This window comes from Algoriphagus sp. (assembly GCF_039969895.1).
In the GTDB taxonomy this organism is placed as follows: domain Bacteria; phylum Bacteroidota; class Bacteroidia; order Cytophagales; family Cyclobacteriaceae; genus Algoriphagus.
In genome coordinates, this window is sequence record NZ_JBDVMZ010000021.1 from 330751 (window position 1) to 355225 (window position 24475).

Consider the following 24475-nt stretch of genomic DNA (forward strand, 5'->3'; position numbering starts at 1 on the left):
TTAGATAACCGTGCTTATAAATTCAACTGCCCGACACTCAGAGTAATAAGCTTTTGAGGAATTTTCCGGAGAAAAACCCACATGGCCTCCATGGTTTGGGTATTCGAAATACACTTGATCCAGTGATTTTGCCAAGGTTTTTGGAAAGCATTGCTCGCTCAAAAATGGGTCATTTACTGCGTTTAGAATCAATGTGGGGACTTTGATTCGATCCAAAAAGTAAAGAGAAGAGTTCTCCTCATAATATTCCTGTGCATCGGCAAAGCCATGAAGTGGTCCGGTGAAAAAATCATCAAAATCAGCCAAAGTTTTAATATTCCTAAGCGCATCTACTGGGATTTGGCCGGGATGAGCGGATGATTTTTCGATTACTTTCTTTTTTAAGCTTCGCAAAAAACGCTGGGAATAAAGGGTATTGGCAGTTTCAGATATTTTTTTGGAGGAACTCGCCAGATGCAAAGGGACAGATATTGCTACTCCTTTTCGAATCTTGGAAATTGTATCTCCTTTTTCACCTAAATATTTTAAAGTCAAATTACCTCCTAAACTAAATCCGACTAGACTTATCTCCTCGTACTGATCATAAGCATGGCTGACGATCTGATCCAAATCATAAGTAGCGCCTGAATGGTAAAAAATCACCTGCTTATTCATCTCCTCGCTACAGCTGCGGAAGTTCCAGGTGAGGACATCATATCCTTCTGCAAGAAAAGTTTTGACCATTCCTAGCATGTACGCTCGCGTGCTGTTGCCTTCGAGACCATGGCTTATGATGACCAATTTTGATGTGTTTTGCCTATACCAATCCAGATCTAGAAAATCTCCATCATGAGTGGATATTCTCTCTTGGACAGGAGGTTGAACAGAAACTTTGCGAAATAAGGAAGGGTAAATAGTCTCTAAGTGTCCGTTAAACAGCCACTTGGGCCTAGTATAGATGCTGTTTTCTAATAAAGGCATATCAGATGGATAGGGTTAGAAGACTGAAATGCTTGGGGAAATTACTAGTTTTAAATTTGAATAAAGCCATTATAAAAACTATTTTTGGACACTTTAAAACGAACTAGCGCGGAATAACCTATGGCCGAAATAATAAGAATGCCTAAAATGAGCGACACCATGGAAGAGGGTGTGATTGCTGCTTGGTTGAAAAAAGTTGGAGATTCAGTGAAACCAGGAGATATTCTGGCTGAGGTGGAGACCGACAAAGCAACTATGGAGCTGGAGTCCTACGAAGAGGGTGTGCTTCTATATATTGGAGTGAAAGAAAAGGACGCAGTGCCTGTGAATGGTATAATCGCTGTGATCGGAGAGAAAGGAGAGGATTATCAGCATCTACTGGATGGTGGTGATGCACCTAAATCAGAAAAGAAAGAGGAAGCTCCAAAAGCTGAAGAGAAAAAAGCTGAGCCTGCCAAAGCTGAATCCAAAGAGGAAAAAATCGATGTGTCAAACATCAACGCCACGGTGATCACGATGCCAAAAATGTCCGATACCATGCAAGAGGGAACGATTGCGACTTGGTTGAAGAAAGTAGGAGATGAGGTCAAGTCTGGAGAGATCATCGCTGAGGTTGAAACCGACAAAGCAACTATGGAACTGGAGTCTTATGATGACGGCGTGTTGCTTTATATAGGAGTAGAGGCAGGAGATAGTGTAGCTGTGGATGGTGTAATCGCTGTAATCGGTGAAAAAGGAGCTGATTTTGAAAAGCTTTTGAAAGCTCAAAAATCTGAGTCTTCCGAAGCACCAGCTGAAGCGAAATCAGAGCCAGCTAAAGAAGAGAAAAAAGAGGAAGCACCTAAAGCTTCTGCTGCATCTACTGCAAGCAGTGCTCCGAGCACTACAGCGGACGGTGATAGATTGAAAGCATCACCTTTGGCCAAGAAAATGGCTGAAGATAAAGGCATAGATATCCGCACAGTCAGTGGTTCTGGCGAAGGGGGGAGAGTGGTGAAAAGAGACGTGGAGAATTTTGTTCCTGCTGCTGCCCCTCAAGGTGGACAAGCTGTAGGAACTGCAGCTCCTGGTCTAGGAGTGGAAAGCTTCAAAGAAGAGAAGGTTTCTCAGATGAGAAAAGCGATAGCAAAGAGACTTGGCGAAAGTAAGTTTGGTGCACCGCACTTCTACGTGACCATGGAAATAAACATGGACAAGGCAATCGAAGCTAGAAAAAGCATGAATGAAATCTCACCTGTGAAGATTTCATTCAACGATATGGTGATCAAAGCTACAGCAGCAGCTTTGCGCCAGCATCCTAAAGTGAACTCTAGCTGGCTAGGCGACAAGATCAGATACAATGACCATATCCATATCGGTATGGCAGTAGCTGTGGACGAAGGTCTTTTGGTTCCGGTGATCAGATTTGCTGACAGCCTTTCACTTTCACAGATTTCTACACAGGCAAAAAGCCTAGGTGGAAAAGCTAAGAATAAAGAACTTCAGCCAAAGGATTGGGAGGGAAATACCTTCACGATCTCTAACTTGGGCATGTTCGGAGTGGATGAATTCACAGCCATCATCAATCCGCCAGATGCCTGTATCCTAGCAGTAGGAGGTATCAAGGAAACTGTAATCGTGAAAGATGGCCAGATGCAAATCGGTAATTTGATGAAGGTGACTTTGTCTTGCGACCATAGAGTAGTAGATGGATCTATAGGAGCTGCATTCTTGATCACGTTGAAAAACTTGCTAGAAGATCCAGTAAGAATACTGGTTTAGGAAATATATCAAACTGCCAAAAAGTCCTGATTTCAGGACTTTTTGCTTTTTGTACGCTTTTAGCTAGATGAGAAGACTTGAGTTTTAGGGGAATAATTTTTCTAGGATAACAAGCTAATTGACCACGAGAAAAAAAATCACATGACAAGAATAAAATCAACAACCGTAGTAGCGATCAGACATAATGGAGAAGTAGTGATCGGAGCAGACGGTCAGGCGACTTTAGGGAACACAGTCGCTAAGAGCAGTGTAAAGAAATTGAGAGTTTTGCAAGGCGGTAAGATCGTTACAGGTTTTGCAGGATCGACTGCCGATGCATTTACATTATTAGAAAAATTCGAGGAGAAGCTCGGAGCTTTTGGTAATAATATGAAGCGCTCTGCGGTGGAGCTTGCCAAAGAATGGAGGACGGATCGTATGCTTTCTAAGCTGGAAGCCATGATGATCGTGGCGGACAAGGACGATATTTTGATTATTTCTGGAAATGGTGACGTGATCGAACCAGATATGGAAATAGCGGCTATTGGATCAGGAAGCATGTATGCACAATCTGCAGCTCGAGCCATGAAGCAGTTTGCCTCTCACATGACCGCAGAGGAAATGGTCCGTGAAAGTCTCAATATCGCTGCGGATATCTGTATTTACACCAATCATAATTTGGTGATAGAAAAAGTGAAGGGATAACACTTTCCCAACCAATATTTCTAAACCGAAGCTCATCACTTCGGTTTTTTTTTTAACCGCGGAGCACGCGGAGGGTGACGCAGAGAAAAGCAGTTACAATGATATATTTTTGTAATATTAAACTGAAAGCCCTAAATAATATGACCTGACTCGAAGGGTTGGATTAAATAATGAGTGTGTATTTAATCGAGCCATGAAAGAGTGGGACGGGGGATTTTGATTTGTGAATTAGGAGTTACTTGATACAACAAATCTTGATTATAAAGTGTGGGTAGGTTTTTAATTTTTCCAGTTCCTATCAATAATTTGCCTATTGTAATCAGTTATGAATAAGGTTTGTAGATGTTTGAAAACTAATCATTAAAAAATAAATTCACTGATTTTCAACTAGTTAATCTTTCGAATAAAAAATTATTTTGGTTGAAAGGAAATAATTTATAGATTTTAAACTGTATTCTTATTTTTAACCATTTAACATTATTTTATCAGAAAAATCCTAGTTGTGGAGTTTGTTTTCGCCCTCGCGCTTTCATTCAATATGAGCGACAGCCAAAAAGTAGAAGCTGGTCCATTTTTGCAGCAAGGACATAAAGTTCCTGTTCCTAATGGAGGAGAAGTGTGTATGACACATTGGTGGTTAAATCAATGTAGAGTTGGTGACGAATTTCCAGCTCAAAGTTAATTTATAATTAAGATAGGTCGGGATATTCTCAACCTATCTTTTTTTTAGTTCAACTAGCTCACTTTACCATATAAATAAATCTTTCCTATGACTTTAGATAAAAACACAATTTCTATTGTTTTGCTCCTTTCGTTGATGATGTTTTCTTGTTCCGACAAGGAAATTCAAGATGAGGGAGAGTGCAATTCGAGCATAGAAGTTTCACAATTTGAGCAGGTATCTGATCTTGACATACTCGCCCCAGATAATTTTGGAGGTGCGATTCGAAGCTCATATCTCTATCAGGATTCCTTGCTTTATGTACTAGCGGATAAGCCTAAGATGAAAATAAAGATCATAGATTTGAGAAATCGTCAGTTTATCGGTGAAGTGCCATTGGATCCAAATTTTTTTGATTTCCCCTCGGGTATTCAGGTTGTAAGTAAGGATAGTATTTTTGTCAGTGATTTTCATTTCCCTTCGATTCACTTGATCAATAGTGGCGGAGAGCTTTTGGATACATACAATCTATATGTGGAGGATCTGTGGGAAATGCCGATGGAAGGCTTCTCCAACTTTGGTTTGTATGGAGGTTTTGGGATGGATTTCGAATATATTCCTGACCGAAATAGTTTTATCATCCCGCTGAGGCAGCAGGATCAATGGTATTTCACCAAAGAAAAGAAAGATTTTCCAGCTATTGGAGAGTTTAGCTTGGCGACAAAGGAGTTTGTCCAAGTGTTTGGTAAGTATGAGGGAATGTACGCGAGTGAGGAGAACTATCTTTTGCCTTTTTACCTCAGTCATCCTATTGTAGAGAGAGTTGGCGATTTTATTGTGTTGTCTTTTTCCATGGATCCAAACCTATATCTCTACTCATTGGAGGGAGAGTATCTGGGAGAGAAGTGCGGTAGCATTCCAAGTTTCATCCTTGGGGAACCTTTGCGCTATGATATGAATGATTTCGATCAGGAGGGTATCATGAATTATAATAAGTTCAATTCATATTATGGAGATTTTTTCTATGTAGCCAAGGCGGTTCACTTCGTACGAATGTATTGGGAATGTGAAAAAGGACTAGAGGGAGAATGTAAGTCCAAAAAAGCTTTTGCCATGATCTTTGATAGCAAACTGAATCTTCTTGAGGTGAAGGAAACTGACGAGGTCTTTGAAGGGAACGCATTTATGCATCAAATTCCTTTTGAGCAAGGCTTTTTGTCCAAACTTTCAGATCGCAGCAGTGACGATCAATTTATTATGAACAGGTATTATTCTATCTTCTAAGGCTATGCAAAAGTACTTTCTCTATGTCTTCGTACTAGTGTTCTTTAAGTCGTATGTAAGCTTCGCTCAGTCCGATTCGGAATCTTTAGAACTCAAGCTCGTACCATCTTTGGATAATATGTTCTACGGAAATGTCAATGAGATAATCACCAACATGATGTGGGTAGATGAGGATTATGCCATTGGCCTACGGTACAATGCCACGAGACCTAAAGATCTTGTTCTTTTAAATAGAAATAATTTGATCGTAGATAGTCTAAGCATTAATCTGCTTTTTTTAGATAAAGATCGGGTTGAGCAAGGAAGTTTTATATCTATTCAAATGATAGTTGAAGCGTCAACCAATGAATTTATGATTGTGCATAACTATGGTACATCGCTCGTTAGTGTGGATAGTGGTAAATTTGAACTTTTAGAAAAGAAAATCTCAAAAGAGAAGCCTTCTATCCCAAAGTCCTTTTTGGAAGATCATGTATTAATCAACTTAGGCAGATTCACTATAGGTTACCGAAGTGAAATGAAATACTTGAATCATGCTGATTTTTGGGTGTATGATTGGGAACTTGGAACACATGAATTCTATGAAGATTCGAAGTATAAGGAAGCTTCTAAAAATTGGTATTGGAAATTGAAAGGTACTCCTGAAACCTATAGCTCAACAAGTATTTTTCGATATAGCATCATTGCAACAAAAGATGGATTTATTTTCAACCTTCCATTGAAGAATCGCTTTCTTACTTACACTACGGACACAGGTAAGTTCCAAAGTCATACTTTTCCTCCGCTGGAAAAGAAAAGTCAGGCTTGGTTTGCCTTCTATGACCGAAAGCTAGATAGAGTCTATGCTGTGCTGGACACAGGGAAAGAATATAGAATCAATGCCTTGGACACTGAGCTGAGAAACTTCTATTTCTTAGCTTCCTCGATTGAGCAGCCATTTGGAGTCCTAGACGGAAGGGTATATCTGCGGGAAGTAGAATTTAAGGAGAAGAACAAAACCTGGTTTTGCAACCATTATTTGGTGAATTTGTATCCGAAGTTGTAAGGATTTTTAATCAATAGTACAGTAATAGTTGGATTTGACCTTTGAGAATCACCGCATTAATCCCGGAGTTTTTTTGAATTAAGCTTACCGTTCCTTTCTTTAACCACGATTCTCCTCATTCCGATTCGGAAAATTCAATCCATATCCCAATGTTTTTTATCTATTTCTAAACCTGTTAGGGCTCTTGCCTGTTACGGAATTGTATAAATGAAATACCATGGAAAGTACCACAATAAAGAAAACTACCAAGAAGGACTATAGAAAGCTGATTTTAGAAGGATTTAAGAATCATGTGCTCGAGCATGGTGATTTGCCTAAGTCAGTATTCAAATTTGCCAAGGATTTGAAGATGAAGGAAGAGGATTTCTATACCTACTTCACTTCTTTTGAATCCATTAAATCCACAGTTCTGGTAGATATTTTTGACGAAACGCTAGCAGCAATTGAAGCGCAAGGGGTCTTCAATGAATATTCTGCGAGAGAGAAGTTCTTGAGTTTTCTATTCACTTGGATAGAGGAATTGAAAAAGAACCGATCTTACCTGCTTAGCCTATACCATAATAAGCCCATGTCCTTAGCCAGTTTGCCAAAGGAGACAAAGGAGTTCAAAGCGAAATTTAAGGACTTTGCCAACGAGATAATTCTTGAAGGCAAAGAAACAGAAGAGATAGCTAGCCGACCTGTGATCTCTGATCGATACGATGAGGCACTTTGGATTCAGGTAGGTTTTGTGTTCAAGTATTGGTTGGATGATCGCTCACCGAGGTTTGAAAAAACAGATGCTGCTATTGAAAAGTCCGTGAATTTGGCCTTTGACCTGATGGGTAAAAGTGCGCTAGATTCCTTTTTGGATTTTGCGAAATTCATGTATCAGTCCAAATAAACTATGACAGATCAATTAAATGAACAACAGGCGATTCCTGTTTCAAAAGTGCAGAGAGCTGCCAAGTTTATCTCGACAGGAGCAAAAGTAGGCGGCAATTACGTGAAGCATTACGCCAAGAAAATGGTGAATCCTTCCATGGATAAGGAAGAATTGCATCTGAATAATGCCACCGACATTTATGCTTCTCTCAGTCAGTTGAAAGGCTCGGCGCTAAAAGTTGCTCAGATGATGTCCATGGATAAGAATCTTCTACCAAGGGCATATCAGGACAAATTTACCATGGCTCAGTATTCTGCGCCACCGCTTTCTTACCCATTGGTAGTAAAGACCTTTCAGAAGTATTTCAGCCAATCCCCAGAGCAAATTTTCGATACCTTCACCAAATCTGCGGTAAATGCGGCTTCTATTGGACAAGTTCATCAGGCAACTTTGGGAGATAAAAAGTTGGCAGTGAAGATTCAGTATCCCGGTATCGCGGATTCGGTAAGCTCGGATTTGAAACTTGTGCGTCCCTTCGCTTTGCGACTATTGAATATGAACGAGCGTGAGCTTGATCATTACATGGAAGAAGTGGAGGAGAAGCTGCTGGAGGAAACGGACTATGTGCTGGAAGTCAGAAGGTCTAGAGAGATCTCAGGAGAATGCAGTCATATCGCGAATCTAAAATTCCCGAACTATTACGATGACCTAAGTGCTGAGCGAATCATCACCATGGATTGGATCGAAGGGCAACATATCAAAGAATGGCTAGAAACTAATCCTAGTCAGGAATCCAGAAATCAGATCGGTCAGGCGCTTTGGGATTTTTATCATCATCAAGTTCATAACCTCAAGACTGTTCACGCAGATCCACATCCGGGTAATTTTATCATTCAGGAGAATGATCAGCTTGGAATTATAGATTTTGGATGTGTGAAGGTGATTCCGGAGGAGTTCTATCAAGGATACTTTGCCTTGATCAAAAAGGAATTGTTGATTAACAATTCAGAATTGGATCAGATATTCTTTGACTTGGAATTTATTTCAGCGAAAGACAGCCCTACTGAGCAAGCATACTTCAAATCTATCTTTAGGGAGATGATCACCTTGCTCGGAAAACCTTTCCATGTCGATACCTTTGACTTTTCGGATGATAGTTTCTTTCAAAGGATATTTGAGTTAGGAGACAGAATCTCCAACGACAAGATGTTCAAAAAGTCAAATCAAGCTCGTGGTTCCAGACATGGACTCTACGTGAACAGAACCTACTTTGGCTTATATAATCTGCTAAATCAGCTTCAGGCTGAGGTGGTGACTACCAAGCCGGATTGGTTGAAATAATCAAAAAAGGGGAGCAAATCGCTCCCCTTTTTTAATGGATTATTTCGCTGAGTAAGTGACTCTATAGATCACTCCAGCCATATCGTCGGAAATCAACAAACTTCCATCATTCAATTCTTGCACATCCACTGGGCGACCCCAAGCTTTTTGAGATTCTTCGTCTAGCCAACCCGTAGCGAAATCCTGCTCATCTGAGGCATTGTTACCATTTACTTGAAGGGAAGTAACCACATAGCCGGATTTTTTGCTTCTATTCCAGGAGCCATGCTTGGCGATAATCACTCGGTCTTTATATGGCGTAGGAAACATTTCACCTTCATAGAATCTCATTCCCAAGGGAGCTACGTGAGGGCCAAGCTTGGCGGCAGGAGCTATATACTCACTAGCTGGCCCACCTTTATCCCCGAAGTCAGGATCTTTTACAGTTCCTTCATGCCAATAAGGGTAGCCAAAATGCTGGCCGTCGCTGCTGAGATGATTTAGTTCACATTCCGGTATATTGTCGCCCATCATATCACGTCCGTTGTCGGTGAACCATAGATCTCCTGTTTTGGGGTCCCAGTCGAATCCCACGGAATTTCTCACACCATGCGCTACTATCTCAGGAGTTGGATTTGATGAATCTACATCAATTCTCGTGATCGATGCGAATATCTCCTCTGACTCACAGATATTACAAGGAGCGCCTACCGGCACGTACAATTTTCCGTCAGGACCAAAAGCAATGAATTTCCATCCATGATGCGCTTCTGTAGGATATCCTTCATAGATCACCTCATAGGATGGATTTTCTAAATTATTTTTAATGTCTTTAAATCTCAAAATTCTGCTTACTTCGGCTACATAGAGATCGCCGTTCTTATAAGCGACACCATTGGGCATTTGCAGGCCATCGGCCAAGGTATATTTTGTGTCCGCCTTACCGTCACCATCCTCATCGACGACCGCATAAACCTTTTTCCCCTGACGATTTCCTACGAAAACAATTCCATCTTCAGATAGAGCAAGAGATCTGGCATTCGGAATATCCGCTGCCCAGACATCTATTTTGAAATTTGGTGGGAGGATGATTTTGTCAAGCTTTACCTCAGCTTTAGCATTACTGATATTTTCTTTGCTAGCGCCATCAGCGTTGATAATGCCTTGTGCTTCAGATCTTTGTTCGTGGCCACAGCCAAAAGTCCAGAGCGTAATGGCTGCTCCTAGTATGATTGAATTCTTTGATAAATATTTCATAATTGGTCGTTTCATATTTGTACTAAGTTAAGAAACATTCAGAATGTTTGGGATTGAAAAGGTTATGAGCGGGTTAATGGTTAATTTTGCGCCATGTTATCGATTTCCAATCTTTCTTATTTCATCGGAGGGCGTCCGCTCTACGAAAATGCCAACCTGCACATCAAGCCTAAAGACAAAATCGGTCTTGTGGGTCAAAATGGTACAGGAAAATCCACCTTATTGAAAATTATTAACGGGGATTATCAGCCAAGTTCTGGTGAAGTCCAGAAGGCGAAAGACTGTACCATTGGATTTTTGAACCAGGATTTACTTTCTTATCAGTCTGATGATAGCATTTTGAATGTGGCTTTGGCAGCTTTCAAGGAAACTTTGGCACTTCAGGATGAGATCGATGAGGTCTTGAAAAAGATGGAAACCGACTACTCGGAGGAGATTATCAATAGGCTGGCTTTTCTTCAGGAAAGATTTGAAGCGAATGAAGGTTACACGATTAAAGCTAAGGCTGAGGAAGTTCTAGAAGGTATTGGGTTCAAATCGGCTGACTTGAATAAACCTCTCCGTACTTTCTCTGGAGGGTGGAGAATGCGTGTGATGCTAGCGAAGTTGTTGCTCGAAAAGCCATCTCTTCTCATGCTCGATGAGCCTACCAACCACTTGGACCTGCCTTCCATCGAATGGGTGGAGAACTACATGAAGAATTATGAAGGTGCCGTGATTGTGGTTTCCCACGATCAGACCTTTTTGGATAATTGCATCTCTAGTACCGTGGAGGTAGCGAGCAATACGCTGACTTTGTATGCGGGGAACTATTCTTTCTATAAAGAGGAAAAGGTGGAGCGGATGGAAATCCAACAGAATGCCTATGATAATCAACAGCAGATGATCAAGCAGACCGAGAAGTTCATCGAGCGTTTCCGGGCTAAAGCTACCAAATCCAATCAGGTTCAGTCGCGAATCAAGGCACTAGATAGATTGGAACGAGTGCATGAGGTAGTGAGCGATGAGGTTTCGGTGAATTTTAAATTCAAATTTTCGAAGCAATCAGGTAGAGATGTAGTGACATTAGATAATATCTCCAAGGCTTATGGGGATAATGTAATTCTAAAAAATACCACAGCCCGTATCGAAAGAGGGGATAAAATTGCCTTGATCGGAGCCAATGGTAAAGGGAAATCCACTTTGCTAAGAATCATCGATGGCTCAGAGAAAGATATCAAAGGGAGAACTGAAGGGTATAATGTGGTCAAATCGTTCTTTGCGCAACATCAGCTGGAGGCGTTGACCTTGGATAATGAGATCCTCCAAGAGATGGCTCAGGCGGGGAGTGCCAAATCAGAGATGGAGCTTCGGGGAGTATTGGGATGCTTTCTATTTACCAATGAGGAAGTTTTCAAAAAGATAAAGGTACTTTCCGGAGGTGAAAAATCACGAGTTGCTTTAGCTAAGACCTTGATCTCAGAATCTAATTTTCTGCTACTCGATGAGCCTACTAATCACCTGGATTTTCAGTCGGTTAATATCTTAATCCAAGCACTTCAGCAATACGAGGGAACATTCGTAACTGTATCTCACGATAGACATTTCATTCGTGGCGTAGCGAATAAAATCTGGTACATTGAGAATCATGAGATCAAGGAATACTTGGGAACTTATGCCGAATACGAAGAGTGGAGAGCGCGACAAGTAGCCGCTCCACTAGCTTCTGCGCCTAAGGAAACCAAAAAAGAGCAGCCAAAACCTAAAGCTCCTGTGAATAATCCGGAGGCTCAGCTGGCAAAAAAAGAACTTCGCAAGCTCGAAGAGGAACTTGACCGTGTAGAGAAAGAAGTGGAAAAATTGGAGGAGAAAAAATTGGATTTAGAGCGTAAAATGGCAGATCCTGACCTATATTCTCGCGAAGAAGAAGCCCAAGAAGTACAGGAGAATTATCAAAGTATTCAGGCTAAACTTTTGGGTTTTAATGAGCAATGGGAGGTTTTGGTTGACAAAATTTCTAATCTTCAAGAAGTCCTTTCTTAGTAAATTTTAGAATTGGTCTTCATTTTGCCTATTTTTCAGCATGAAGACCAAATTCTTTTTTTTAAGTTTTATGCTCAGCGTGCTGGCTTTTTCTCGGCTTTTTGCGCAGCAGCTAGAAGACAAAGTATATAAAGAGCACATTCAGTCAGTGAGATTGTTCCCAGCGGGAGTGACTTTTGATGCGTCGCTGGATGCTCCTGTAGTGTCGATAAGATCAGAAAAACCCTTGGTGTTATTGTTCGATGATCTGGCGTTTGATCCAGAATTATATCGAGCTAAGTTGATCCATTGTGATGCTGATTGGCAGCAGTCTCAATTAAAGGATAATGACTTTTTACCCACTTTCAATGAGTTTAATATTCAGGATTATGAATATTCAGTAAACACTAGAATCCCATACATTCACTATCGTTTTGAACTTCCCCGTGTCACCAAATCTGGGAATTACCTGGTGAAAGTATATAAGCAAAGTGATGAAAATGACGTGATCTTGACCAAGCGGTTTATGATTTATGAGGAGATTTTCAAGGTGGGAGCTGCGATAGTTCCGCCTTCCCAGACAGCAAATCGTCAGAAATCTCAGCAAATAAATGTGGTGGTCAATTATTCTGCTGGGGAAGTCACTAACCCAGATGGGCAGATCAAGGTGCTGTTGCGGCAAAATCAACGATGGGATAATGCAAAGTTTTTGGCGAAGCCAACCTTTATGAATGAAAGCTCAAAAATTCTTCGCTATGAGTCGTTCGATGGTTCAAATTCCTTTGATGCTGGTAATGAATTTAGGTTTGTGGACTTAAGATTTATTAGAGCAAATGGTGTGAACGTGGCAAATATGCGTGTGGAAACAGACGTGATATTTGCCGAAGGAAATATCAATGCTCCAAGGCCAGAAACGGTTTATTCTCAATACTTGGATCTAAATGGGCAGTACCTCATAGAAACTATGGATAGACCAGGCGGAAATCCCGAGATAGAAAGTGAATATATGCTGATGACCTTCAGACTAGCAATGGAGCAGACTTCTAATCCGATTTTTCTGTTAGGTTCCCTGACCAACTGGGGTAAGGATCCAGAGGCAAAGCTAGAGTGGGATCCAAAGATGGGAGTTTATACTACCTCGATTTTGGTCAAACAGGGCTGGTACGATTACCAATATGCCTATTCAACTAATGGGGAATTTGATCCTGAACCATTTGAAGGAAGCTATTTCGAAACAGAAAATGAATACGAAGTGCTTGTTTATTTCAGGAATTTGGGATCTAGGTATGATCAATTAGTAGGGTATATCTACCTACATCCAAATCGTCGTAGATTGTGAGAAGAGGTCTCTCAAACGCTTTGTGAAAATGCGATGTCTCGGCAATAGTTTGTCGATGAAATAAAGATAGATGAAAAGTAGAAGGCCAAATCCTAGGTCTATTGTACATGTAAACTGTGTGCTCTTCGAAAAAAAAGTGAGATTTTTCCTCTTTCCTTTATAAAGTGATATGGGTATCCGCAATCTTGCCAGTAGTTTAAATCTCTCTGTATATCCGGATGGAAATCAGAAGCCCGGTGAGCGAAGAGCATCAAATTTTAAGTTCACCAAATCCTCTTTTGCTTTAGGCTTTTTACTGGTGACAAATCGGATATCCATGTAAAGAGAAATTCCCTTCCAATTTGGAAGGGAATTCATTTTTTATGATTCTTCAGTTGAAGGGGAGTCTTCTTGATTCTCCTCCGCAGCTGGTGCAACATTCTCGCGAACTCGCTCAGTTGGTTTGTAAGGAACAAATCCCTCTCTTTTGAATTTGTAGGTGGACGTTCTAGGACCTGTAGGATGGTTAGCTAGATCTAGCATACCAAAACCCTTGTGAGTGAAGGCACCTAGACCGCACTTGAATACGAAATCTTGAACTTCTGGAGCGGCGTAAAGTGTGATAGGAAGCGTATATCCTCTCACTTCGTACTTTACATCCATGTCATAAACGGCATAGATCCTAGCGAATTTTTTCTGAGCCTCCTTTAGTTTGTTGACATAGACCATGTCAGGAACTACCTGGAACTTGTAGAAAGTTTCCATTTGCTCGGCAGTGTACCAGCCAGATCTTTCCATTCTCGTAAGGGTTGACTCATAGAGCAAATCAGAAAACTCATCGCTGTCAGGGCTTATGAATCGCTTACCCGCCTCCTCGTTGAATGCAGGTGTGATTAATACGAGCGGGGAAATACAAACAAACTTGTTTGAAGTCTCCAGAACTGGTTCTACCTCTATTTCCGTGTATTCTGGAACTAGGATAAGATTACCAAGCTCGATTTTGGGAGTGGCGAAAACTTGCTCAAGCAAGTAATCCATGAAGTCTTCACTTTGGGAAGACAATACTAGGGTAACTAAACTGGAATAATAATGCAATCCACTTCTACTTACTTTAGTCTGACCCTTCAGGCCAGAGAAATTGAAGTAGTTATAGTTGTAAAATTCTTCTCTTCCACCTTTAACAATTAATCCTTTGAGGAATTGCGCCAGTATGTACTGATGGTGAAATGGTAAGTAGGAACCCTTGTTTTTTAGGGAAAATATTAGTCTAACTCTCACGGTAAATTAAAAATAAAATGAGACAATAAATTAGATAAAATGGTAACGATTGGGGTGAATCAACAATTACAAAATTATCATTTTTTTTGAGAAATCGTTATACATTGAATCTAAAATGCATAATGTCACCATCTTGAACTACATATTCTTTACCCTCGATGGCGATTTTTCCGTTTTCTCTGCAAGCTGCTTCAGTTTTGAATTTTTGATATTCAGCTAGTTTTATTACTTCAGCTTTGATAAATCCTCGTTCAAAGTCTGAATGTATTACTCCGGCTGCTGCTGGTGCTTTCCAACCTTTTTTGATAGTCCATGCTCTCACTTCCTGTACTCCGGCGGTGAAATAGGTTATCAGGTTTAAAAGAGAATACGCACCATAGATCAATTTGTTCAAACCACTTTCTTCAAGACCGTACTCTCCAAGGAACATTTCTTTCTCCTCGGGATCTTCAAATTCAGCAATCTGAGCTTCTATGGCTGCACAAAGTATAATTACCTCTGCGTTTTCGTCTTTTACTTCTTCCTTCAATTGGTCAACATACTTGTTTCCGCTTTGAAGGCTACTTTCATCTACATTAGCCACGTAGATGACCGGCTTAATAGTCAGTAGATGAAGATCAGAGACAGCTAGCAACTCCTCTTTATCCACATCTACAGATCGTGCATTTCTACCGGCAGTCAGTGCTTCTTTGAATAACAGGAGTGTTTCGAGTTCTTTTCTAGCTTTAGCATCTCCAGCTTTGGCAACTTTCTCCGTCTTCTGGATTTTTTTCTCCACAGATTCTAAGTCTTTCAATTGAAGTTCTGTGTCGATTACCTCCTTGTCAAAAACTGGATCAACTCCACCAGCTACGTGAACGATATTTTCATCATCAAAACATCTGATTACGTGTATAACCGCATCTACTTCACGAATGTTTGCAAGAAATTTGTTTCCGAGACCTTCGCCTTTGCTAGCGCCTTTTACCAAGCCTGCAATATCAACGAATTCAATCACTGTTGGCAAAACCCGTTGAGGATTGACAAGTTCTTCTAAGATTTGCAGTCTTTTGTCTGGAACGGTGACTACACCTACGTTAGGCTCGATAGTACAAAAAGGAAAATTAGCTGCTTCAGCTTTCGCACTCGATAGGGCGTTAAACAGAGTGGATTTACCTACGTTAGGAAGTCCTACAATGCCACATTGTAATGCCATTAATTCTTTATTTTATTTGAAATATTCTATATGATTTATAGCCTTTGTAGAATTCCAGAATGAAAACTCTAAATATGGTATAAACTGGTATAGCAAAGATCATCCCTACGACTCCGGCGATTTTTGCCCCGGCAAAGATAACAACAAATATTTCAAGGGGATGTGCTTTTACAGATTTAGAAAAGATCATAGGCTGAAGAAATATGTTGTCCGTAATCTGAACTATACCAAAAACTGAAAGAATTTTAAAAATGAGGTAGTTTAATTCAGCATTTGTATCAAAAGTCCCGGAGGAAATTCCGACGATAATTCCAAACGTAGCTCCTAGCAAAGGACCGGCATAGGGAATAAGATTTGCCACAGCAGCAAAAAGTGCTATAGTCAAAGCGTATTCTACTCCCATCAGCGTCAATCCAAAACTCGCAAGGGAAAAAATCGCTAGCATCTGTAGCAATAAACCTGAAAGGTAATTTGATAATAACTTTTCTACTTTGGTGAAGGTAGCGACAGATAATTCGAAGTAGGGATTGGGAATGAGATTCAGCAAATTTCTCCGTAAAAGACCATTTTCTAACAGTAAAAAAAAGCTGATAAATCCTATGGCCATAGTTCCTATAAATAGACTACTCGTAATGTTGATGACTCCACCTATGAACGATGTGAAATCAAACCCTTTGATCATTTCGATCATGGTGAATTTGAATCTTCCAAATAGGTAACCAGGTTCGCTTTCTAATAACTCATGGCGAAATAGGAAGCCTTCTATTCTAGTGACAGGAATTTGAATTTGCTCATAGATTCCATTCAGGTCTAATTCACTTAGAATGATTATTTGGTTGTTGATCAATGGAAAGAAGAGGAAACTGAGCAAAACCAACAGCAGCACAATTGCCGAGTAGGACAGGAGTATAGCCGCCCATCTTGGGATATGCTGTCCTAGTAGATGAAAGTCATTGAGCTGGTTAGTAAGTGGGCGTAGCAGCGCAGCTAAAATGAGCGAAATGACCAAATACAAGGTGATATTGGAAAAATACCAGCCAAATAGCAGAAAAGCTAAGGTGAATAAAATAAGATATACGAAGAATCGCTGCATATTCTAAAATGAGAAAAGGAGACATGTCTGTCTCCTCTAATATACTATTTCTCTATTTTGAAACTAGAAATCCCGCCACCTGTAAGCTGATTATTCCCACTTCAATTCGTCGTTGTATTCTGATTCGGACTCTTCTTTTTCGTATTGCTCAAAGTCAACATCAGGAAGTAGTTCGTTTTTCACATAATCAACAGACTCATTCAATGCTTCCACAAACTTGAAAAAGTCTTCCTTGTAAAGGAATATTTTATGCTTCTCGTAAGTGAAATTATCACCGTTAGTCTTGCGTTTACTTTCTGTTATGGTCAGATAGTAGTCATTGGAACGGGTTGATTTTACATCGAAAAAATAAGTTCTCTTACCTGCTTTTACCTTTTTAGAGAAAATCTCATCTCTATCATAGCCTCTTTGATCTTCCACAATTCGTATTGTTATTAGTATAGGGTTGGTTTAAAATACGACCGAATATAAAACATTTCGTTTCTAGAATTCAAATCCAAACCCGAATATTTTGATCTAAAGGCATCAAGATCACAATTTAAGCGTATGAGGAGTTTTGAGAACCTTAGCTCTAAAGTCAGATTACTCCCCGTGCATCAAAGCTTTCTTAGCAAGAAGTTCTTCTTCCGTTTCTCTATGGTCTGGGTCATCCACACAGCAATCCACAGGGCAAACTGCCGCACACTGAGGCTCTTCGTGAAAGCCATTGCACTCCGTGCATTTATCCGTCACTATATAATAGAACTCATCCGATACAGGTTCCTGCTTATCATTAGCATCTACGACCGTACCGTCCTCCAAAGTAACTTCTTTCAAACTAGTACCGCCACCCCAAGTCCACTCTACGCCACCTTCATAAATGGCAGTGTTTGGGCATTCTGGTTCGCATGCACCGCAATTGATACATTCGTCGGTAATCATTATAGCCATAACTTCAATTATTTTAAGCTCAAAAGTACTAACCTTAAAACTGAGAGGCAATAAAAAAGTTGTCATACTAACTAATTTAATTCAATTCTAAGTTTCCTTCTTTTCAAAAGAGCTAAATTTGCCTCCTCAATTCTAAATTATGAAGCCAGCTGAACGTATATCCGCATTTGTCAACTTTGGTAGAACCCTTTCCGAGCTTACTCTCGAAGAACTTGAGGACATAAGCTGGAGAGCAGAGAATAACAATAATTGGTTTACCAAGGAATCAGTGGAGCAGGCGCTAAAGGGTCTTGCAATGATGCTTGATTCTGACAAATTGGAAGCTTGGTTGTCCAGCTATGAATTGAAGGTAGTGGAAAAACCTCTGTCAGTGGGTATAATGATGGCAGGAAATATTCCAGCGGTTGGTTTCCACGATTTGATGTGTGTACTATTGTCTGGACATGTGGCGGTGATTAAAGTAAGTTCTTCCGATGAAATATTGCTAAAGTGGATTATAAAAAAACTGGTAGAACTAGAGCCTCGTTTCGAAAAGCAGATTCGAATAGAAGAGATGCTGAAAGGCATGGATGCGTATATCGCCACGGGAAGCGATAATTCTTCTAGGTATTTCAATTATTATTTTGGAAAATACCCTCATGTGATTCGTCAAAATAGAACTTCAGTTGCAGTTCTTTCGGGCAATGAGACTACCGAAGATTATATTTCTTTAGGGCGGGATATATTCCAATACTATGGGCTGGGCTGTAGAAATGTTTCCAAAATCTATATTAAATCACGAGCTCAACTTCAGGATCTACTTGGAGCTTTGGAGGTATATTCTCCGATTGCATCACATCATAAATACCATAATAATTACGATTACAATAAATCTATTTACCTGGTAAACCTCGAGGATCACTTAGATAATGGGTTCTTATTGGTAAAAGAAAGCGATGAATTGGTCTCACCTATTTCGGTGCTTTTTTACCAGCTGTACGAGAGTGAGTCAGAATTGACTGCTGAACTCCAGAGGTTGAAGGATAAAATTCAATGTGTAGTTGGATCGGGGAAAAAACAAGTTCCTTTTGGGTCTGCCCAGAATCCAGAGCCATGGGAGTATGCTGATGAGGTAGATACTTTGGCTTTTCTGTTGAAGTTAACTTAAAGAGGATTCCTTCGTCTTGACTGATATAGGTAGTCTAATGCAGAATTTGGTGCCTTTTCCTTCTTCGGAACTCACTTCCAAATGTCCCTTGTTTTTTTGAATGTAATCATTTACCAAGATTAGGCCAAGGCCTGTTCCAGATTCTTTGTTTTGCCCTGTGGTGGTGAAAGATATGCCATTTTGAATTTTGAGGAGATTCTCTGGAGAAATACCTTTACCATTATCCTCAATACAAATTTTTACATAATCCTGCTCATCTACCGTGGTAAGGGAGATGATGCTCCCATTCGAAGAGAATTTGATGGCATTGTTGATAAGGTTTCGTATGACCAATTCAATCATGTTTTTGTCTCCATTTACTAGAGATTTAGCTTGATCATCTATGGTGATATCTAGTTGCTTTTCTGCAGCTACGCGTTCCAAAATCCCCTTTTGCTGGATTAGTACTTTATGAATATCAAATTCCTGAGTATTAACAGTTTCTCCACCTTTAAGCTGAGAGCTGGACCAAGCGAGAAGGTTATCTAATAACATCGCTACCTGCTCCATATTTCTAGAGACTTCTGGCAGCATTTCCATAAATTCCTCTTGAGATACCAGACCGGTGTTGGTAAGATGAATCAGCTCTTTGATCCCATAGACTGGGCCTTTCAGATCATGGGAAATAATGCTGAAATATTTGTCTTTGAGGTTGTTTAGGCTTTGAAGTTCTTCCGCCTGGAACTTTAGCTTCTTGTTTATTTCGATTTGTTCAGTGGTGTCCTCAAATAGAAAAATCGTTCCTATCGTTCGTTGTTCTTCCTTTAAATCTATTTTTTCTACCTGAATATTTTTCTTTTTACCTATTGTTTCCAGTTCATATCCAATGTTTTTTTCACCACTGCTAAGCATCAATTTCTGTATCTCACTATGATTTGAAAACAGATCTGGTCCAAACGCTCCTGTAATCATCTGGGTGGAATCATCTAGGAATGACTTCATTTCAGAATTATAATCGACTATTTCAGATTTTGCATTTAGAACTAATACGCCCCGGGTAAGTGCTTCAATTATTTTGTTTTGAGCGATGGGCTTAATATTAAATAGATTGTGCCGGGCGATAGAAAGTCCCACTATTCCAAAAGAAAGCAAAAATGAGAAGGGCGTTAGATCAATGGTATCAAATGGTCTGTAAATACCAGATTGATAGAGCATATTGAAAACAATCGGAATAGATCCCGCTAAGATTATTTGCTTTGTTTGAGTTTTATAAAGTGGGTTAGAATGCCGAAATCTTCGCCATAGAATGATCAAGCCCAACATAAAGGAAGCATAGGAATAGGCTACCTGCACATAATACCATGGGGCTTTCACTAACACAAGGTTTGTGAAATTATCCTCTTGTACGATAGAAATACTTTCGTAAAAAAAATGCTGATATGGACTTGTCAGCACCAATATCAAGGTTACGACAGGTATAGTGAAAAGTGCAACTAATATGAGGTTGAATTTCTTGGATTTATAGCTCGTATAATGAATCGCAAAAAGCACCCAAAAAGAGGAAATAAATGAGATCCCAATGTATTGAAGATCTAGGAAAAGAATCTTGAGTGGGAGCGTGTGGGAGATCAGTTCAAGTCCATAGAAAAATCCCCATATCGTCGCGCACCACATCGTTAATACTACAGATTTCGTTAGCTCTCTAATGGTTGTACCTATATAAATCGATAGCATCCCGACTAATAAAGCCGAAACTAGGAGTGTAAACGAAAACAAGTAGGTGGGGAATTCCATCATTCTATGAACTCAACTCACAAGTCAATGACCATCTAAAAGTTGAGAGTTAAAACTACTAGGAATCCGCTACCTAAAAAAGTAAAAAAGTAGAAATAGTTACAATTTTTTCAGGTTATCAGAACTTTAAATTCAACCTTCTTTTTTGTGTATTCAAAAGTTTTAGTTTTGACCTTAACGGCCCTCTACAAATTTGCGAGAAGCGTAAATTGGTTTTAAATAAGGAGAAAGGGCTGTTTACTGGGGCTAAATGGTTACCTATTATTGGGCTAACTTCCTATATTTGCAGTCGTTAAAATCGAAACTTTTACCAAACAAAAATCCCTATACAATGGCTTTTGATATTGAAATGATCAAGAAAGTGTATGCCCAATACCCGGAGCGTATCGAAGCGGCTCGTAAGGCTGTGGGAAGACCACTTACTTTGACTGAAAAGATTCTTTATTCGCACTTATCTGAAGGCGCTGCTACTCAGGCATACAGCAGAGGTGTTTCCTACGTTGATTTTCAACCAGATCGTGTTGCGATGCAAGATGCCACTGCTCAGATGGCTTTGCTACAGTTTATGCAAGCTGGCAAAAGTCAAGTAGCTGTACCTTCTACGGTGCACTGCGATCACTTGATCCAAGCTGAAGTAGGTGCTGTTCAGGATTTGACTAAAGCAAAAGATAAAAACAAAGAAGTCTATGATTTCTTAGCTTCTGTTTCTAATAAATATGGACTTGGCTTTTGGAAGCCAGGAGCAGGTATTATTCACCAAGTAGTTTTGGAAAACTATGCGTTTCCAGGCGGAATGATGATCGGTACAGATTCGCATACCCCTAATGCTGGCGGACTAGGAATGGTAGCTATCGGCGTAGGTGGAGCAGATGCATGTGATGTGATGGCTGGACTTCCTTGGGAACTGAAGTTTCCTAAATTAATCGGAGTGAAGCTTACCGGCAAGCTTTCCGGCTGGACTTCCGCCAAAGATGTAATCTTGAAGGTGGCTGGAATTCTAACAGTGAAAGGTGGTACAGGTGCTATCGTGGAGTATTTTGGCGATGGAGCTAGATCTCTTTCCGCTACCGGAAAAGGTACGATCTGTAACATGGGAGCTGAGATAGGAGCTACGACGTCGATTTTTGGATATGATGAAAAATCCGCGGCATACCTTGCCTCTACTGAAAGGGCAGATATTGCTGAGCTAGCCAATGAGATCGCTGAGCACTTGACTGGTGACGATGAGGTGTATGCTAATCCAGCTACTTACTTTGACGAAGTGATTGAAATCAATCTTTCTGAATTAGAGCCGCACGTGAACGGACCATTTACGCCAGATTTGGCATGGCCTATTTCCAAATTCGCTGCTGCTGTCAAAGAGAACAATTGGCCTGCAAAATTGGAAGTGGGATTAATTGGATCTTGTACTAACTCTTCTTACGAAGATATTTCCAGAGCAGCCTCCCTTGCACAACAAGCAGTAGATAAAAAGCTGGTAGCAAAATCAGAATATACAATCACTCCAGGTTCTGAGCAAGTTAGATTCACGGTGGAAAGAGACGGTTTCTTGGATACCTTCGGTCAAATGGGTGGGGTGGTTCTTGCCAATGCCTGTGGGCCATGTATCGGTCAGTGGGCACGTCATGGTGCAGAGAAGCAGGAGAAAAACTCTATCATCACCTCTTTCAACAGAAACTTTGCAAAGCGAGCAGATGGAAATCCAAACACTCACTCATTCGTAGCATCCCCTGAAATCGTGACAGCAATGGCCATTGCAGGTGATCTGACATTCAATCCGCTGACAGATAGTCTTGTGAACGAAGATGGAGTCTCTGTGAAGTTAGACGAGCCAAGTGGATTGGAGCTTCCTACTAAAGGTTTTGCGGTAGAAGATGCCGGATATCAGCAGCCAGCTGAAGATGGATCTAATGTGAGTGTTATCGTAAGCCCAAATTCAGATCGCCTTCAATTACTCGATTCATTTAAGCCTTGGGAAGGGACTGATTTGAAAGGTCTCAAACTCCTGATCAAAGCCAAAGGAAAGTGTACTACGGATCATATTTCTATGGCGGGACCATGGTTGAGATACAGAGGTCACTTGGACAATATATCCAACAACATGCTAATCGGTGCTGTGAATGCATACACGGACGCTACTAACTCAGTCAAAAACCAGTTGACAGGTGAGTATGGAGAAGTTCCAGCTACACAGCGTGACTATAAAGCTAATGGAATAGGTTCTATCGTAGTAGGTGACGAAAATTACGGAGAAGGTTCATCCAGAGAGCATGCAGCTATGGAGCCTCGATTCCTAGGAGTAAGAGCGATTTTGGTGAAGTCTTTCGCTAGGATCCACGAGACTAACCTGAAGAAGCAAGGAATGCTTGGATTGACTTTTGCAAATCCAGCTGATTATGATCTGGTGCAGGAGGATGATTCTATTGACATCGTTGGGCTGACATCATTTGCTCCAGGCAAACAGTTGCAAGTGGTTCTGAATCACGCAGATGGATCTGTTGATACTATTCAGGTGAATCATACCTACAATGAAGGTCAAATAGAATGGTTTAAAGCTGGATCAGCACTTAACTTGATCAAAGCGAAAGCCTAATAATACTAAACCTATTACAAGCCGTAGCGAATTTCGCTACGGCTTTTTTCTTTGCCAATAGTTATGAAAAAGCAGTTTCAATACCCTATTTTCTTAAGTCTATTTTTTGCACTCGGGATCCTAAGTATGCAAAGTTCTTTTGCCCAGAATGAGTCAGATGAGCGTGCACTTATCAATGTGAAAAATGGAATAAGTATCTCCAAGGATTCCTTATTTCTTCTGAATCTGAGGTTTAGGATGCAGAACCGTTTCGGTTTGAATTCTGCCAGCGGAGAAGATTTAGATATTGATCGTGTCGATTTTAGAATTCGAAGGCTTAGGCTACGCTTGGACGGTTATGTATTGAGCCCTAAAATTCAGTATTACATTCAATTGGGATTCTCAAAAGCTGACTTGGATCTAGAGTCGGGAGGATTTGCTCAGCCTATTCGAGATGCTATTGTGTATTATTATTTCAAGCCTAATTTTTACATGGGTTTTGGACAGTCGAAGCTTCCCGGCAATAGAGAGCGAGTAGTGAGTTCAGGAAATCTTCAGTTTGCAGACCGGTCTATCGCAAACGGTTTCTTCACTTTGGATCGTGATTTTGGGTTTTTTAGCTATTATACCTACCAGACTAGCGGGCTTTCCCAATTTCAAATCAAAGCTGCTATAAATACAGGTGAAGGTAGAAATCCTTCAGTGGGTGATAAGGGTTTGAGTTATACTGGCAGAATAGAATATTTGCCTTTCGGTAAATTCAAAAACAATGGGGATTATTCAGAGGGTGATTTGGAGTTCGAAGATCGGCCCAAGCTTTCTCTGGGTGTGACTTACAACTGGAACGAGAATGCTCACCGCACTAGAGGTCAACTTGGCTCCCTTCTGTATGAGGGCAGAGATTTGAATGTTTTCATAGCTGATGCCATGTTCAAGTATGCTGGATGGGGAGCTATGGCGGAGTTTTTTAAGCGAGGTTCGAAAGACCCCATTACGATGAATGAAGCAGGGGATGTAAAAGCAGTTGTGGTGGGGATAGGTACTAATATGCACCTGAGTAAAATGATATCCAGAAAGGATGAACTTGCGTTCCGATATGCCTCAGTTCGGCCAGACGAGATAATTAACCAATATCAAAATAGACTAGAAGAAACTGCTGTTGGCTATACACGGTACCTCAATGGGCATAGAATAAAATTACAAGGAAATCTGGGCTATGTCTGGAATGATGGACAAATTGAAATTCAGAACCTAGACAACTATTGGTTTGCGACCTTTCAAGTAGAATTTGGAATTTAATTTTCAGAAAGAAAAGTGTATTTATAACTCAA

19 protein-coding genes are annotated in these 24475 nt (G+C 40.4%); 11 read left to right on the forward strand and 8 right to left on the reverse strand.

Annotated features, from left to right (window positions below; translation table 11 throughout):
• On the reverse strand, nucleotides 1–960 hold the full coding sequence (locus tag ABJH64_RS16120; protein ID WP_348275098.1) for an alpha/beta fold hydrolase: 960 nt from the start codon (nucleotides 958–960) through the stop codon (nucleotides 1–3).
• 120 nt (nucleotides 961–1080) lie between these two features.
• On the opposite strand from ABJH64_RS16120, the gene ABJH64_RS16125 reads away from it, so the two are divergent.
• The 6 genes from ABJH64_RS16125 (at nucleotide 1081) to ABJH64_RS16150 (ending at nucleotide 8601) form a co-directional block, all read left to right on the forward strand.
• Nucleotides 1081–2721: a pyruvate dehydrogenase complex dihydrolipoamide acetyltransferase gene (locus ABJH64_RS16125; RefSeq protein ID WP_348299678.1), complete on the forward strand. Its 1641-nt coding sequence runs from the start codon at nucleotides 1081–1083 to the stop codon at nucleotides 2719–2721.
• A 141-nt stretch (nucleotides 2722–2862) separates the two neighbouring features.
• On the forward strand, nucleotides 2863–3405 hold the full coding sequence (hslV, locus tag ABJH64_RS16130) for an ATP-dependent protease subunit HslV (protein ID WP_348277259.1): 543 nt from the start codon (nucleotides 2863–2865) through the stop codon (nucleotides 3403–3405).
• Between the two features lie 769 nt (nucleotides 3406–4174).
• Nucleotides 4175–5350, forward strand: a complete 1176-nt coding sequence (locus tag ABJH64_RS16135) for a DUF4221 family protein (RefSeq protein ID WP_348277257.1) — start codon at nucleotides 4175–4177, stop codon at nucleotides 5348–5350.
• Nucleotides 5351–5354: 4 nt separating this feature from the next.
• Nucleotides 5355–6395, forward strand: coding sequence for a hypothetical protein (locus ABJH64_RS16140; protein ID WP_348277256.1), 1041 nt, complete (start codon nucleotides 5355–5357; stop codon nucleotides 6393–6395).
• 217 nt (nucleotides 6396–6612) lie between these two features.
• Nucleotides 6613–7278, forward strand: a complete 666-nt coding sequence (locus ABJH64_RS16145) for a TetR family transcriptional regulator C-terminal domain-containing protein (RefSeq protein ID WP_348277255.1) — start codon at nucleotides 6613–6615, stop codon at nucleotides 7276–7278.
• A gap of 3 nt (nucleotides 7279–7281) precedes the next feature.
• Nucleotides 7282–8601: a lipopolysaccharide core heptose(II) kinase RfaY gene (locus ABJH64_RS16150; RefSeq protein ID WP_348277254.1), complete on the forward strand. Its 1320-nt coding sequence runs from the start codon at nucleotides 7282–7284 to the stop codon at nucleotides 8599–8601.
• 39 nt (nucleotides 8602–8640) lie between these two features.
• Here ABJH64_RS16150 and ABJH64_RS16155 read toward each other — a convergent pair whose 3' ends face one another.
• Complete coding sequence (locus ABJH64_RS16155) at nucleotides 8641–9837, reverse strand: PQQ-dependent sugar dehydrogenase (RefSeq protein WP_348277253.1); 1197 nt, start codon at nucleotides 9835–9837, stop codon at nucleotides 8641–8643.
• Between the two features lie 93 nt (nucleotides 9838–9930).
• Between ABJH64_RS16155 and ABJH64_RS16160 the strand changes: the two genes are divergently transcribed.
• Nucleotides 9931–11859 carry an ABC-F family ATP-binding cassette domain-containing protein gene (locus ABJH64_RS16160; protein ID WP_348277252.1) on the forward strand — a complete coding sequence of 643 codons (1929 nt, stop codon included), beginning with the start codon at nucleotides 9931–9933 and terminating at the stop codon, nucleotides 11857–11859.
• Between the two features lie 40 nt (nucleotides 11860–11899).
• The gene (locus tag ABJH64_RS16165; RefSeq protein WP_348277251.1) at nucleotides 11900–13177 is read left to right on the forward strand and encodes a type IX secretion system plug protein domain-containing protein; all 1278 of its coding nucleotides are present in this window, start codon (nucleotides 11900–11902) and stop codon (nucleotides 13175–13177) included.
• 360 nt (nucleotides 13178–13537) lie between these two features.
• On the opposite strand, the gene cas6 is transcribed toward ABJH64_RS16165, so the two are convergent.
• From cas6 to ABJH64_RS16190, 5 genes are all read right to left on the reverse strand, one after another.
• The gene (cas6, locus tag ABJH64_RS16170; RefSeq protein ID WP_348277249.1) at nucleotides 13538–14434 is read right to left on the reverse strand and encodes a CRISPR-associated endoribonuclease Cas6; all 897 of its coding nucleotides are present in this window, start codon (nucleotides 14432–14434) and stop codon (nucleotides 13538–13540) included.
• Nucleotides 14435–14531: 97 nt separating this feature from the next.
• Nucleotides 14532–15629: a redox-regulated ATPase YchF gene (ychF, locus tag ABJH64_RS16175; RefSeq protein ID WP_348277248.1), complete on the reverse strand. Its 1098-nt coding sequence runs from the start codon at nucleotides 15627–15629 to the stop codon at nucleotides 14532–14534.
• Between the two features lie 7 nt (nucleotides 15630–15636).
• On the reverse strand, nucleotides 15637–16722 hold the full coding sequence (locus ABJH64_RS16180) for an AI-2E family transporter (RefSeq protein WP_348277247.1): 1086 nt from the start codon (nucleotides 16720–16722) through the stop codon (nucleotides 15637–15639).
• 90 nt (nucleotides 16723–16812) lie between these two features.
• A complete protein-coding gene (locus tag ABJH64_RS16185; protein ID WP_348277246.1) occupies nucleotides 16813–17142 on the reverse strand; it encodes a DUF3276 family protein in 330 nt (109 codons plus the stop codon).
• 162 nt (nucleotides 17143–17304) lie between these two features.
• On the reverse strand, nucleotides 17305–17652 hold the full coding sequence (locus tag ABJH64_RS16190) for a 4Fe-4S binding protein (RefSeq protein ID WP_348277245.1): 348 nt from the start codon (nucleotides 17650–17652) through the stop codon (nucleotides 17305–17307).
• Nucleotides 17653–17791: 139 nt separating this feature from the next.
• On the opposite strand from ABJH64_RS16190, the gene ABJH64_RS16195 reads away from it, so the two are divergent.
• Nucleotides 17792–18799 carry an acyl-CoA reductase gene (locus ABJH64_RS16195; RefSeq protein WP_348277244.1) on the forward strand — a complete coding sequence of 336 codons (1008 nt, stop codon included), beginning with the start codon at nucleotides 17792–17794 and terminating at the stop codon, nucleotides 18797–18799.
• Here ABJH64_RS16195 and ABJH64_RS16200 read toward each other — a convergent pair.
• The gene (locus ABJH64_RS16200) at nucleotides 18791–20575 is read right to left on the reverse strand and encodes a histidine kinase N-terminal 7TM domain-containing protein (protein WP_348277243.1); all 1785 of its coding nucleotides are present in this window, start codon (nucleotides 20573–20575) and stop codon (nucleotides 18791–18793) included. The genes ABJH64_RS16195 and ABJH64_RS16200 overlap by 9 nt on opposite strands.
• Nucleotides 20576–20903: 328 nt before the next feature.
• On the opposite strand from ABJH64_RS16200, the gene ABJH64_RS16205 reads away from it, so the two are divergent.
• Both ABJH64_RS16205 and ABJH64_RS16210 read left to right on the forward strand, forming a co-directional pair.
• The gene (locus ABJH64_RS16205; RefSeq protein WP_348277242.1) at nucleotides 20904–23165 is read left to right on the forward strand and encodes an aconitate hydratase; all 2262 of its coding nucleotides are present in this window, start codon (nucleotides 20904–20906) and stop codon (nucleotides 23163–23165) included.
• A 63-nt stretch (nucleotides 23166–23228) separates the two neighbouring features.
• On the forward strand, nucleotides 23229–24443 hold the full coding sequence (locus ABJH64_RS16210) for a porin (protein WP_348299534.1): 1215 nt from the start codon (nucleotides 23229–23231) through the stop codon (nucleotides 24441–24443).
• The last annotated feature ends 32 nt before the right edge of the window (nucleotides 24444–24475 follow it).